The organism is Sphingorhabdus sp. EL138, assembly GCF_945890115.1.
Taxonomy (GTDB): domain Bacteria; phylum Pseudomonadota; class Alphaproteobacteria; order Sphingomonadales; family Sphingomonadaceae; genus Sphingorhabdus_B.
The window spans coordinates 1-13,661 of sequence record NZ_CAMDCK010000028.1; the positions used below are offsets into that span (position 1 = coordinate 1).

Consider the following 13,661-nt stretch of genomic DNA (forward strand, 5'->3'; position numbering starts at 1 on the left):
ACTGTGCCTTGCGAAAGCGCAAAGGAGCGGCTAGGGGCGTGCGTCCCCAAGGGGAATGCGGAGACGTGGCCGAGTGGTCGAAGGCGCACGCCTGGAAAGTGTGTATAGGGGTGACTCTATCGTGGGTTCGAATCCCACCGTCTCCGCCACATTGGCTTGGTTCTTAACCCTTACTCCCCTCAAGAACCTACCGAACCACACCCCTCCGGGGTGATACCCCCTTATTCCAGCCCCAGCTCCTCTTACATATTATTCTGCACGTCCGGTTAGCTGCGTTTCATGCATAGCCTTCGTTGTCACCATCTCTGCCTCCGTGCTGCTAGTGCTAACAGGAGCGAAACCGTTACGGGTTCAGATTGGAATTTGAACAGATAAGAGGCATTTGCATTATAAGCAGCTTGCCTCGAAAGGCGCTTAAGGCATACAAATCACGCTATGCAGATACGTATGCCCTTAATGGTCTTCGCCTTTATGATTTTAACGGCCTGTGGAGGTGAACCATCTGCGTCACCCCCACCGATTGTCGTAAATATTCCATCTGCAACCCAGCTGCCAACTCCTTCACCTCCACCAGCTGCAAGTTTCGACTTTTCGGCGGTTCGGGCCCGTATTGATCAATTTACCGTTAATGATGTGGCTGTGTTGGTAGGTGACGAGCGCGGGGTGTTGTTTCGTTACGAACGTGGTTCGATGACGGCCAACCGGCCCGTTTTTATCGCATCTGCTTCAAAACTTCTTATGGGCCTTACTGCTTGGCTTTTAATTGAGGACGGCGTGTTTTCTGCATCAACCCCCGTGAACACCCACATAGATTTTTGGCGTCGTGACCCGAGCGATCCGCGTAGTCAGGTCACTATAGAACAGGTCTTTGCCTTCACCTCCGGCTTTAATGGTACTGCAGAGCAGCAAAGTTGTATTGGGAATGCGTCATATTCGTTGAGGAGATGCGTTCAAGAGATCCACGATGGCGGAACTGATACGCCGCCAAACGACTCGTTTAACTATGGCAGTGAGCATATGCAGATTGCGGCGCTGGCGATGATCGCGGCACGTAATCGCAGTATGGATGGTATAATGCGCGAGCGGTTTCTTGACCGACTGGGGGTCAGCAACGAAACGCGGTCAACAATCGGCAGTGGAGATAATCCTAACTATGGGGGCGCCCTGCGTTCTACGGGAGAGGATTATGCCAAAGTTTTAGCAGCAATCCTGAAGGGTGATATCTTCCGCGATAGGTCGGGCTTTCTGCTTGATCGCGTTGGAACACGTCCCATGAGAACTGTTCCACCTGCCATCAGTCAAAACCGTCTTGCTTGGCGCTATGGATGGGGGTTCTGGAAAGAATGCAGTGCGCCAACTTACAGCATTGTCTGTAACGAGCGTCCTGTAATTTCATCAGCCGGGGCGTTCGGATTTACGCCTTGGATAGATTTTGACCGTGGATATTGGGCCGTGATTGTGACTGAAGAGCCGCTGAACCGAGGTTTTGATCCAGCTCAACTGTCCATTGCGCTGGAACTCCAACTCCAACCACTGATCACAAGTGCCCTGCGCCGCTAAGTGAGTGCCGTTTCTCAATATCCAATCAATTGTCCTTGGTCAGAACATCAAGCACGCCTACGTATATCATTATTTAGCGCTGCGGCTAACTGCCAGACGCTGTCAATGCGCGGCGAATAAGCTGGATTAGCGCTAGGACGACTGGGCAGTTATTGCATGAAACCCAAATTGGCGCCGTCAAACCGCCCAATGTTGGGCGCGATGCTGGATAATTCGCTAGGCGCAACGCCGAACCAAGTGGCCAGGGTTGCTGCATATTGATCCACCGAGACCGTTGGAAGCAAACGGCCAAGACCGACTTGGTCCGGACTTCTAACGGAGATTTGTGGTGCGACACCGTAATAGCGACCGCCGTTAACCGCGCCGCCCATGATGAAATGGTGGGACCCCCAGCCATGGTCGGATCCATCACCGTTGGACTGCAGCGTGCGACCAAAATCGGAGGCCGTGAATGTAGTCACTTTGTCCGCCATGCCCAGTTCCACGGTCGCGCGATAGAAAGCGTCAAATGCGAAGTCGATCAGGTCCATGAGCGTTGCCTGACGCATGATCAGATTGTCATGAACGTCAAAGTCGCCCATATTTACCATGAATATCTGGCGTTTCACGCCCAGCGCTTGGCGCGCGGCTATCAACCGCGCAACAATTTGAAGCTGATCTGCGAGCGTGTTGGTGCCGGACACTGGCCGGAATGATGTCGCAAGCGATGTTGGCTGGAGCGCCGCATTGATAACAACTTCCGCATCAATGGAGCGGCGTGTTACCCGATTATACTCAGCTTCAAACATATTGTTGCTCGACTGCGTCATCAACGTGCGAAGCGCATCGCTGCCCGCCCTGGAGCCAAATAACGGACCCTTGAGGCCGGTGATAGCAGGCGCACCGGTTGGCGAGATTTGATAGGTAACTGCGTCCTTTCCGGCCAAAAACACGGTATTGCCCGCCGCCGAAATACAGGTGAAGAGCGCATTAGTGTTGCTGGACAAAGCAAGGTCTCCCATACGGCCACCCCAACCGTCGGTGGAACCTTCGGGCCGCGATGACTGCCATGTTGATTGCTGGTCATTATGCGAAAACAGCTTCGCAGGCCGGGGGTTTGCGACCAAATTGCTGCTTTGATATTGGGCCAAAGTCAATGGCGCAACAAGTGGGCCTACATTGAGCAATGGCGCAATTTTTCCTGCATCAAATAAGGCTTTCATGCGGGTCATTTGCGGTGCGAGCGCATATTGCACATTATTGGTTAGCACTTGGCCGTTGGCGGGTGTGAGGGCCGTTGCTGCGAGAGACGAACGCGCTAAGGTAATGCCACCTGCCGTTTGTCCAGGGCCGCCACCGCGAATGGCGCTATACAAGTCGTAATTTGCCGAGTCATAGGGGATCAATGTGCTATTATGGTCGTTGCCACCGTTAAAAAATACGCAGACCAATGCGCGATAATCATTGCCTGCACTGAAAGCTGCAGCCTCCCCCATGCCCGCGAGACCCATGGCCCAAGACCCAGCAGTCCCCGCCACAGCCAATTGTTTAGTGCGGCGAAGAAAAGCGCGCCGCGAAATATCTTCCATTTTGCTAATGTGCACGATGCGCTCCCTATTTTTGGACCAGATAATCGGGGGAGGCAAACACGAGTAGTGTTGCCAGATAAACCCGTCGTTCTTTGTCTGCCAACGCACTGGTGTCCGTGACGGTCGTCGCGTCAAGCGCGGCCTTGATCGTTGCTTTGGTGGTGTCGGTGAGCTGGTTTCCGGACAATAACAAGGACAGCCGGTTCAGTAAGGCGGCCGTGTTGGAAACGATCGCTAACTCGCGTGTATAAGTGGCTTTGACGTCGTTGTTCACGCCGTTGACGGATCCGATGGTTGACGCCATGAAGTTGATATAGCCGGCAACACTCACTGCGGTAACGATTTGGAATTCAGGTGCGACCAGCGCGTTGGTTGCGATTGCGGTATTGGCAGGGACGTAACCTGGGCGGTAAAAATTAAACACAGACGGCGCACGCAAGGGGCTTTGACCCAGGCTGGTGCCGGGATTGGCCAGGTTTGCGATGGTCCAATTACCTGTTCGCGATGTGGCACCGAAATTTCTGGCCCATTGTATAAAGCGCAATACCGGCTCACGAACTTTGCCAAAGGTCGGCGACGTTAGCCCGGCAGCATTTGTCGCTTCGTCATCAAGCAAAATGGCCTTGAATACCGCACGCAGATCACCACGAACGCCCGCACCATTATTGTTAAATATCTTGGCAACGCGGTCAACATAGGCAGCGCTGGGGTTACTCGTCACCAAACGCTGGATCATTTGTTTTGAAAAGAACGGGCCCACATTGGGATGGTTGAAAAGTGTGTCCAGCGCCAGTTTCATGGATGTTGGTGCATCGGTGTTGGCCGGAATAGTTGTGCCCAGAAATGTTTTTTCCAGCATGGAATGTTCGCTGCTGGTCTGTGGCCTTGACCATCTGGTCGTATCGCTTGTCATCGGCCTGATTACAGATTCCACGGGTTCGACTAATTGTGATGGAAAACGGACGGAGGGCGTTCTGACCAAATTCGAATAGTCGTAACTATAACCGGTAAATACGCGCGCGAGGTTCGACACGTCGGAACTAGTATATGTTTCGATGGGCTGGCCAGTGGTGCCAGTCTTTCTGGTGCCGTCATTATTAAGCTCATTCAAACCAATGGTGAAAAGCTGCATGACTTCACGCGCATAATTTTCGTCGGGCACGCGACCAGTCCGCGTATCTTCTTTCCTGTTATCAAGCGTGCTCAGGTAAACACCCATTGCGGGGTTGAGCGTTACATCTTCCAGTAACTGACGGAAATTACCCAGAGCGTGGCGGTTGAGAACGTCCCAATATGCCGCCATAGCATTCGACCGCCATGTTATTTCGATACCGTTGGTGGATACGACAAAAAATTGGGAAAGCGCGTAGGCCAATCTTTTGCGAACGGGGTCGGGGGTAGTAATCAACTGGTTCCAGGCCATGTAGTCAGCCAAAGAATCTCGATGATAAAATTCATCGGCCGTCACTTGATCGTAACCCCGCGACGACAGCCAGGCGACGCCTGTCTGGCTGATCGGAATGTCCATCTGCTTGTCGAGCCAGGCCACATAGCCCACAGATCGAATGTCCGCGATTTCGGGTTCGGTCGCCGCAAGGCTGGCCTTCAAAATGAAACGGGCTGCTTCGCCATCTGTCGCAGGCTTCGCGACTTGCACAGTTGGTGCCAAAACAGAGCTTATTGGATTGTCGTCCGTTCCTCCACCGCCACATGCGGCCAGCACCAATGAGGCGGCGGGGATTGCAAAATGAGCGGACGATTTTTCTCCCGCCGTTCCCTGCGGCGCAGCGAATGTATCTGGGAAGCTATCCGCCTTTTTTGCCTCTTCCAGAGCCGCGCATTCAGCTTGCGTCATCACACTCTCTCCCCAACCATAGGGCCGATTCCAAGTTACGGAAACGCCGTGGTTCCCACCGCCGTTGCCACAAATGTGTAATTATGTAACGCCGTCAAATGATCCGACTTCCTTATACTTTTTTCCCATCCCCAACAATGAATTTTTTTGTTGCGATGGGTGGGATAGGATATTAGTCAGCGGCATGGTATCAAGCGTGATTTAGGCTGGGATTATGGTCAACAGGCGCTTCGCTCTCCCTTTTTTTGCAGTTCTTCCTCTCGCCGGACTTTGTTCGGGGGCGCACGCAAACGTTTTTGAACGCAAACAAAATGGCAATCTCGTCGAAATATCCCAGCCGGCATGGCGGGCGGACGCGTCGGCGGCTGTTGAACGTCGATATAGTCCCACGGCAGATTCCGCATCCAATTCGTCCCAATCACAAAATGCCGTGCGGCAGCATATTCAGGTTGCGGCAACACGCTTCGGCATTGACCGCAATCTGGTCGACGCCGTTGCTTGGCAGGAGTCGCGATATAATCCCCGCGCCCTTTCCACCGCGGGGGCCATGGGCGTGATGCAACTCATGCCAGGGACTGCACGGCAGCTGGGCGTGCGTAACCCGCACGATGTGGAACAGAATGTGGTTGGCGGGACCGCTTATCTGCGCCAGCAGCTTGAACGCTTTGGCAATAACGTGCCGCTGGCTTTGGCTGCATATAATGCTGGACCAGGGGCGGTGATAAAATATGGTGGCATTCCGCCGTACCGCGAAACACAAGATTACGTCCGCCAAATAATGCAACGCTTGTCGGCAACGTCGGCCTATCGCGCAGGATATTGAGGTTCATGATGACATATAGATTCAAACGCTTTTTTGCTTGTGCTGCGCTCGCTTTGGCTATTCCAAAAAACGCGATGGCGCAGGTGGCGAATGTCGATCCGCAGGGTTCGGGGCCAATCGTCAACGCGCTTAGCTGGATACAGGGCACACTGCTGGGCAATGTCGCAACCACAGCAGCCGTCATCGCCGTTGCGGTTGTGGGCCTGATGATGCTGACCGGACGCATGAACTGGCGCTTTGGTGCGACCGTCATTATCGGCTGCTTCATTCTCTTTGGCGCCACAGCGATTGTCTCGGGTATTCGTGTCGCTGCAGTTGGCGGTTAAGGTATGACCACGCTTAACCGGACGCCGATATTCCGAGCATTGACACAGCCGCAGATGTTCGCGGGCGTCACCTATAGCTATTTTGTCATCAATCTGGTCGTCACCACCGAAATTTTCCTGATTACACGTTCATTCTGGGCGATTCCGGCAGCCGCCGTCATCCATGCTATTGGCTATATGGCCTGTTTGCGGGAGCCCCGGATTTTTGATCTCTGGATTACGAAAATAAGCCGTTGCGGTCGCACGCGGACGCATGATCTTTGGCGCTGCAACAGTTACCGGCCTTAATCCATGAAGACGGTCGCCCAAAAAGCAGCAGCTTTGGACCCATGCGCAGGGGACCGTCTGCCATATGCCGGGCATTTGGATGACCATACGGTTATGACCCGCAGCGGCGACCTAATCCAGATGATCCAGGTCGACGGCGTTGCCTTTGAAACGGCCGATAGCGAAACGCTGAACCATATGGCGGCCGTGCGTGATGTTGTGATGCGGGGCATCGCGAACTCCAATTTGATATTATACTGCCACGTCATTCGCCGTCAGGTGACTGCCGAATTATCAGGCGTTCAACCCGATGGTTTTGTCCGCGACCTCGACGATACGTGGCAGCAGCAATTGCGTGGCAAAAGGCTCTACGTTAACGACATAGTGCTGATGCTAGTCCGTCGGCCAGCCCGCGGAAAGATTGGCTTTTTTGACCGCCTTACCAAATGGGGCAATGGTGCACGCAAAAGCGTCGAACGGCTGGCGGACCAAGCGCGTGAATTGCGCGAATTGGATGCGGCGCGCACCAACCTGCTCTCCGCCCTCACCCGTTATGGCCCGCGCCTGCTGGGCCGCTACCGCGGCGCCAGTGGCATCTGTTCCGAACCCCTTGAAATACTATCGGCGCTGTACAATGGCGAAATGCAGCCTGTGCTGGAACCCACTGGCGACGCCGGCCAATATCTCCCCTATAAGCGGATCAGCTTTGGCCTTGATTCTCTGGAATTGAAAGGTGCAAGCGCCGGCACGTCGCGTTTTGGCGCCATCGTCTCCATCAAGGATTATCCTGCCCATACCGCACCTGGTATGCTCGATAATCTGTTGCGCCTGCCGCATGAGCTGACGATGACCGAGAGCTTTGCTTTCATTGACCGGCAGATTGCAGATGAGCGCATCGGGCTTGCACTTCGCCGCTTGCGTGCGGCTTCGGACGAAACCACAACGCTGCGCCAAGGCCTTTTGGGTGCAAAGGATGACCTTACCGGCGGCGCTGCGGCTTATGGCGAGCATCATTTGACTGTCCATGTTCGCGCGGCGACCTTAGCCGCGTTGGATGCCGCCGTTGCCGATGTACAGGCATCGCTGGCCGATATTGGCGCCGTTGCTGTGCGTGAGGATCTCAATCTTGAAAGCGCTTTTTGGGGCCAGTTTCCGGGCAATGCAGATTTCATTGCGCGCAAGGCATTGGTGTCGACAGCCAATTTGTCCGGCCTCATTTCGCTCCATGGCTTTCCGATTGGCGTGCCTGCTGGCGGGCCATGGGGTGAACCCATCACGGTCCTTGAAACCACATCAAGCACGCCCTATTTCTTTAACTTGCACAGCGGCGATTTAGGCAATTTCACGCTGATTGGGCCATCGGGTTCTGGTAAAACAGTTGTGCTGAATTTCCTGATTGCACAGGCGCAGAAATTTTATCCCCGCACTTTTTTCTTTGACAAGGATCGCGGCGCCGAGATTTTCATTCGTGCCATTGGTGGGCATTATGATGTCTTGCGGCCCGGCACACCAACTGGCTTCAACCCGCTCCAACTACCTGAAAATGCTGTAAATCAGGCATTTTTACGGCAATGGCTGGCGCAGATTTTAACGCCAGCGGGCGGGCAACTGACTGCTGATGAAAACGCGATTATCTCCAGCGCGGTTGATGCCAATTTCAGCCAGCCAGCCGAATACCGCCAATTACGATATTTGGTGGAACTGCTCGCTGGTGGCGCGCGTCCTATCCGTGGCGATCTCGCATCGCGCCTTGCACCTTGGTATGGCGCAGGTGAGCATGCATGGTTGTTCGATAACCCGGTAGACCAGTTGACCCTCGATACAAGAACCGCTGGCTTTGACATGACGGCATTGCTCGACAACCCAGCCTTGCGGACGCCCGCGATGATGTATTTGTTCCACCGCGTCGATGAACGCTTGGACGGCAGCCCGTCGATGATTGTAATCGACGAAGGATGGAAGGCGCTTGATGACGACGTCTTCGTCCACCGGCTGAAGGATTGGATGAAGACCATTCGCAAACGCAATGGTGTGGTTGGTTTTGCCACACAAAGCGCAAGCGACGCGATTGAAAGCAAGATTGCCGCCACCATCATTGAACAATCCGCCACGCAATTGTTCATGAGCAATCCCAAGGCGCAAGCGTCGGATTATTGCGGTGGCTTTGGCTTGACGGCGCATGAGCTTGATCTCATACGCTCCTTGCCCGAACATTTACGCTGCGTTTTGATTAAGCAAGGCGGGAACAGCGTCGTCGCACGTCTGGACATGGGCAATATGCCTGATGCGATAACCGTGTTGTCCGGCCGAGAAGCCAGCGTTCGGATACTGGATGCGCTTCGCCGCGATCATGGTGATGCGCCGTCCGAATGGATGCCGTTATTGTTGCAGGCAGCGCAGGAAGGGGCGTTGGCCCCGTTGTCGGCCGCAAGCAGGCCGGGAATGCACAGCTGATGGCAAATTGCGTTGCCCTCAACCCTGCAGCGGGTTCGGCGGAAACGATGGTGAACGCTGTCGATTGTTACATCCAATCGACCGTGCAGGCTGGCTATGCCAATTTGCTTGGTCCAGGCAGTGTGTTTAATCTTGCCCTAACGATTGCGCTGACGATTTACGTCGCGATCATCGGCTACCGGCTGATATTTGGACGTTCCGCACTTAACGTTGGCGAAATGATGCCGCGCATGATCATGATTGGCGCCGTGCTGGCGTTGACCAGTAACTGGGCGACATATCAGGTTTTGGTCTACGACGTGTTGACCGACGGGCCGCAGGAAATCGTGCGCGCCATTGACCCTAATGATGGCGATCTGCGCGGCATTACCGAACGTGTCGATATGTTGTCGGGCCGCATGGTCGACTTAGCCGATGCCTGGACTGAATTTGACGCGCGACCGGAACAGATGTTGCCGACAAACCCAACAGCGCCTGAACCCGCAATACTTCCTGTGACCGCAAACAATATCACCGCTGTTGTAGCGCCAAAGGATTCGCTTGGCCCCAATATGCTTTTGTTTAGCGCGCTGTTCCTTGTGCTGGCATCGGCAGGTGTCTTGGTCGTGGCGAAAATTATCTTGGGTTTGCTTTTGCTTCTTGGCCCCGTCTTTGCGGTGCTGGGTTTATTTGCCTCTACCCGCGGCTTAGCGCTCGGCTGGGGCCGTGCGGCGGTCATGATGGCGATGGTGCCCGTCATGGCGATGGTGACGTCTGTTGGCGCTGTGGCGGCGCTTGAGCCCATATTGACGCAAATGTATGTGTCGGCGGGGCAGGGTGTTTTTTCGTTGCGCGCTGCTTTGACCATATTGGTGATCGTGCTCATCATGGTGGCGGTGTCGGTGCAATTATTCCGAATTGGCCGTACAATTGTAAGCGGATGGACCTTGTCCTTTGGGCAAGATCGCACAATCGATAATCGGGTTTCCGCACCAGTCGCTTATGAACCGCTGCCTTCAAGCAATCCTGTGTATAATGAACGCATGCAGTCGCTGGTCGGCGCTATTGAACGTTCCGCCGCGGCAACCGCAAGCTTGACCCCAGACAATCGGCGCGGGATATTGCTGCCGCAGCGCGTATATGCTGACGCTGGCCAAGCAGGACAGCAGAGTAATTATTCCGACCGGCGCATTTCACGAGGCCCCGTGAATGCGGTCCGCGCGCCGATTAAAGCCATCAGGAACGTTGCATGATCCGACATTATCTTGGGCTCGCCCTTATCACCGCAGCAATAGGTGCCGCAGGCACTCTGCCGATTGCAGCATCCGCGCAGGTTGCGTCAAATATCCGCTATGTTGATTATAATCCCGATGCCATCATTCGTCTGACTGGCCATACCGGTTATCAAATGATGCTTGAATTTGAACGGGGTGAACAGATTGAAACCGTTGGCATCGGTGACTCTTCTGGCTGGCAGGTGACCCCAAATGGCGCAGGAACGATCATGTTCCTGAAACCGGTGGGCGTGCCGCCTGCGACCAATCTCTCGATCGTCACAAACGTGCGGCGTTACAATCTTGAGCTGCTGGCTAAATCCGGCCTGCGTGTCCCGCAAAGCCAGATTATTTATGCTGTGCGTTTCCGCTACCCGCCGAAAGTCATGGCAGCCGACACTATGGCAACGCCACCGCCTTTGATTGCGACACCGCCTGAATTGTGGAACCGCGCCTATAGCTATGACGGCGCAAAGGCCAATGTGCCCGAGCAGGTGTTTGATGATGGTAAAGCCACCTATTTCCGCTTTGCCGCTGGATCGGGCGCTCCTGCAATTTTCAGTATTACCCCCGATGCCGGCGAAAGCATCGTCAACTTCGCGGTGCGCGGGCCTTATACCGTTGTGGAGCAAATCGCGCCGCAGTTTGTGTTGCGCCATGGCACAGAAGTCACGATCATCTTTAACGACGCTTATGCCGTGCCGACACCTGGCGCAGATGCCCCGAAACAACGCACAACCAAGAAAAAATGCGGTCTGCTTGGCTGCAGATCGATGAAGGTAAAGCCATGAGCCTGCTCAAATCCGGCAAAGTTGACCCGCGCGCTGCCATGGACACAGACGCGCTTGATGCCGCCAACCAAATGATTTTGTCACCAGTTGCGATGCCAAATGGCCTATCGCCAGGAATGAAATTGGGCGTAGCAGCTATTGTCTTGCTTGCCATATTGACCTTTAGCAGCTTGGCCAACAGCCGGAATGCCGCCAACCAAATTGCGGCGCAGCCTGCCGCCACCCCAACAACTGCAATTGTTCCGCCAGGCGGTCTCGTGCCGCCACCGACGTTGCGTCCAGGACCACCGGAATTACCGCCGCCCGTCCTTGTACCGCCACCTGTTAATAACCCAAATGGAGCAGCAGTGGGCATCGTTGGACCCGCAGCGGCTGGTCCTAACCGCTTTCAATCCCCGGGCGTCGTCGTAGACGCCACAAAAGGCGGCGTCCCATTGGTGCCCCCAACGCCGGGTCTGGCCGGTGTAAAAAACGAAGACTTGAGCGCAGAAGACAGGTTTTCCGACCGGATTGCAGCAGCTGAAAATGCGCCTGCCCGCGCAGTGCGTATCGCCAATAGCAGCTATACGGTGCCGCAGGGCGCGATCATCGCAGGCGTTCTTGAAACAGCCATAAACTCCGATCTGCCGGGATATGTTCGTGCCGTTGTCAGCCGCGACGTTATGGGCTTTGACGGCAGACGGGTGCTCATCCCCAGTGGCAGCCGCTTAATTGGGCAATATCGCTCCGGCCTTGCCGCAGGACAATCGCGCGCGTTTATCGTTTGGACACGGCTGACTCGCCCCGATGGCGTAACCATTTCGCTCGGCTCGCCCGTCACTGACCCGCTTGGCCGTGCGGGCCTAGGCGGTAAAGTGGATAGCAACTTTCTGAAGCGGTTTGGTTCGGCGATATTGTTGTCCGTTGTGCAATCTGGCCTTGGGCTTTTGCAGCAGGGGGGCAATGATGTCATCGTCCGCACTGCCGATGATGCCAAAAGCGTGGCTGGAATTGCCTTGCAACGGGACATCAACATCCCGCCTACGGTAAAAGTTGCGCAAGGCACGGCCATCCGTATCTTCATCGCCCGCGACCTCGACTTTTCAGGCACTGACGGCGATGCGCCATGAACCAGACGGCACCGATCGCTGACGAAACCGGCAATGTGTATCTCAACAGCTATCTAGCCCCATTTAGCGATTGGCTGGCATGCGATAATGTGACCGAGATATTGGTGAACCGGCCGCATGAAGTATGGATTGAGCGGCTTGGATTGGCGCAGATGGAACGTCACGACGCGCCCCAAATAGACAGCCAGTTGCTGGAACGCCTTGCGCACCAGATCGCCCGCATCAACCATCAAGGGGTTAGCCGGGAAAGTCCGTTGCTTGCCGCCATATTGCCGGGCGGTGCCCGCGTGCAAATGGTGTTGCCGCCTGCCACCCGCGGCGAGGTTGCGCTCGCAATCCGCAAACACCGATTGCAAGACATGACGCTGGAAAGCTATTTTGAACAAAGTGCGCTTCCATCGGCCCCTAATGTAACCGACGATATTTGTGTGCTTGCGTCGCTCTTGCAGGAACAAGATTATCTAAGCTTTTTCCGTGCGGCGGTTGCGGCGCGCAAAACGATCCTCATTTCCGGCGGAACGTCATCCGGTAAGACAACATTGCTAAACGCCTTGTTAAAGGAAATTCCGAAACATGAACGCGTCATTTCCATTGAGGACACCCCTGAAATCCGGCTGAGCAGCGACAATGCGCTTGGCTTGGTCGCTGTGACCGGCGATCAAGGTGAGGCGAGAGTGACGGTGGACGATCTTATGCGCGCTTCGCTGCGCATGCGGCCGGACCGATTAATTGTGGGCGAATTACGCGGCGGCGAAACGGTCACGTTTTTGCGGGCCATCAATACCGGCCATCCTGGTTCCATCAGCACCGTGCACGCTAATACACCCCAGGGCGCGTTCGAACAAATTGCCTTCATGTGTATGCAGGCCGGACTGGGTCTTGGTCGTCAGGAAACCATGGATTACGCGCGGTCAATGATCGACATTGTCATCCAACTGGACCGCCACAGCGGCCAACGTGCCATAAGTTGTGTTGAATTAACGAACGCTGCATGACGCTAAGCTGGGCCGCACCAGCAATGCCATGGGCCGTCAAGCAACCACAAATACTTCTTGCCCGATTGGAAACCAGCGGACCGATTAACATTGGAATCTTAGCTGGTCGCTATGTTTAGCCATTCTTTAGTCATGCCGACAGCCCAATAGGTAAACGGCAACCGGATACCGATCCCGAATGCGCTCAGTTTAAAGACTAATCGGCCATATGATGGGCTGCATTTAGGTCCGTAGCAACCAACAGGCAACGTCTGCAACTGGGCGCAAAGCCGTCGGACCGCTCGCGGCGCAATTGCAGCCGTTCCGCTTTCGAGGTTGGTATCTATGTGCGTTGAAAGGGATTCGGGCGGCAAAGAACCGGCGAAAGTTGACGACAATATCGCACAAAAACTTATGGGCAGATGATCGTAAATCCGTTGGCGTAAGGCTTTTGCGGTGCTAGAGGATCTGCTTAATCATGCATCGCTTTGCCAATCCTGCCCGATTCTTGCGTCTCGCAAAGCCGCTTACGCCAGCATTATTTTGGCCAGGGATCATGCTCGTGCTCGGCGCTTGCATTTGGGGTGTGTTTTTTACGCCAACAGAACGTCTCATGGGCGATACTGTTAAGATCATCTTCGTACATGTTCCCGCCGCTTGGCTGGGCATGGGGGGGTGGAC

11 protein-coding genes, 1 tRNA gene and 1 pseudogene are annotated in these 13,661 nt (G+C 54.9%); 11 read left to right on the plus strand and 2 right to left on the minus strand.

The features are described from left to right. Positions 1-59: 59 nt before the first annotated feature. Together Q0O07_RS10765 and Q0O07_RS10770 are read left to right on the plus strand one after the other, a co-directional pair. A tRNA-Ser gene (locus tag Q0O07_RS10765) sits at positions 60-149 on the plus strand. A gap of 286 nt (positions 150-435) precedes the next feature. After that, on the plus strand, positions 436-1,560 hold the full coding sequence (locus Q0O07_RS10770; RefSeq protein WP_295493504.1) for a serine hydrolase: 1,125 nt from the start codon (positions 436-438) through the stop codon (positions 1,558-1,560). 149 nt (positions 1,561-1,709) lie between these two features. Here Q0O07_RS10770 and Q0O07_RS10775 read toward each other — a convergent pair whose 3' ends face one another. Both Q0O07_RS10775 and Q0O07_RS10780 read right to left on the minus strand, forming a co-directional pair. Continuing rightward, positions 1,710-3,143 (minus strand): DUF1501 domain-containing protein, encoded by a 1,434-nt coding sequence (locus Q0O07_RS10775; RefSeq protein ID WP_295493506.1) that lies wholly within the window; start codon positions 3,141-3,143, stop codon positions 1,710-1,712. A 10-nt stretch (positions 3,144-3,153) separates the two neighbouring features. Beyond that, positions 3,154-4,983 carry a DUF1800 domain-containing protein gene (locus Q0O07_RS10780; protein WP_295493508.1) on the minus strand — a complete coding sequence of 610 codons (1,830 nt, stop codon included), beginning with the start codon at positions 4,981-4,983 and terminating at the stop codon, positions 3,154-3,156. 430 nt (positions 4,984-5,413) lie between these two features. On the opposite strand from Q0O07_RS10780, the gene Q0O07_RS10785 reads away from it, so the two are divergent. From Q0O07_RS10785 to Q0O07_RS10825, 9 genes and pseudogenes are all read left to right on the plus strand, one after another. Then, entirely contained in the window at positions 5,414-5,806 is a 393-nt protein-coding gene (locus Q0O07_RS10785) for a lytic transglycosylase domain-containing protein (protein ID WP_295493510.1), read from the plus strand. A 5-nt stretch (positions 5,807-5,811) separates the two neighbouring features. Then, on the plus strand, positions 5,812-6,132 hold the full coding sequence (locus tag Q0O07_RS10790; RefSeq protein ID WP_295493512.1) for a TrbC/VirB2 family protein: 321 nt from the start codon (positions 5,812-5,814) through the stop codon (positions 6,130-6,132). 3 nt (positions 6,133-6,135) lie between these two features. Further along, the gene (locus Q0O07_RS10795; protein WP_295493514.1) at positions 6,136-6,420 is read left to right on the plus strand and encodes a type IV secretion system protein VirB3; all 285 of its coding nucleotides are present in this window, start codon (positions 6,136-6,138) and stop codon (positions 6,418-6,420) included. 3 nt (positions 6,421-6,423) lie between these two features. Further along, positions 6,424-8,853: a VirB4 family type IV secretion/conjugal transfer ATPase gene (locus Q0O07_RS10800; RefSeq protein WP_295493517.1), complete on the plus strand. Its 2,430-nt coding sequence runs from the start codon at positions 6,424-6,426 to the stop codon at positions 8,851-8,853. Next, positions 8,853-10,085, plus strand: coding sequence for a type IV secretion system protein (locus tag Q0O07_RS10805; RefSeq protein ID WP_295493520.1), 1,233 nt, complete (start codon positions 8,853-8,855; stop codon positions 10,083-10,085). Before Q0O07_RS10800 ends, Q0O07_RS10805 begins: the two co-directional genes overlap by 1 nt. After that, on the plus strand, positions 10,082-10,897 hold the full coding sequence (locus tag Q0O07_RS10810; protein ID WP_295493523.1) for a TrbG/VirB9 family P-type conjugative transfer protein: 816 nt from the start codon (positions 10,082-10,084) through the stop codon (positions 10,895-10,897). The genes Q0O07_RS10805 and Q0O07_RS10810 overlap by 4 nt, the downstream gene beginning before the upstream one ends. Beyond that, positions 10,894-12,006 carry a type IV secretion system protein VirB10 gene (gene virB10, locus Q0O07_RS10815; protein WP_295493526.1) on the plus strand — a complete coding sequence of 371 codons (1,113 nt, stop codon included), beginning with the start codon at positions 10,894-10,896 and terminating at the stop codon, positions 12,004-12,006. The genes Q0O07_RS10810 and virB10 overlap by 4 nt, the downstream gene beginning before the upstream one ends. Further along, positions 12,003-13,001, plus strand: a complete 999-nt coding sequence (gene virB11, locus Q0O07_RS10820; protein ID WP_295493529.1) for a P-type DNA transfer ATPase VirB11 — start codon at positions 12,003-12,005, stop codon at positions 12,999-13,001. Before virB10 ends, virB11 begins: the two co-directional genes overlap by 4 nt. Before the next feature lie 457 nt (positions 13,002-13,458). Beyond that, a pseudogene (locus Q0O07_RS10825) lies at positions 13,459-13,661 on the plus strand (heme ABC transporter permease); the annotation flags it as partial.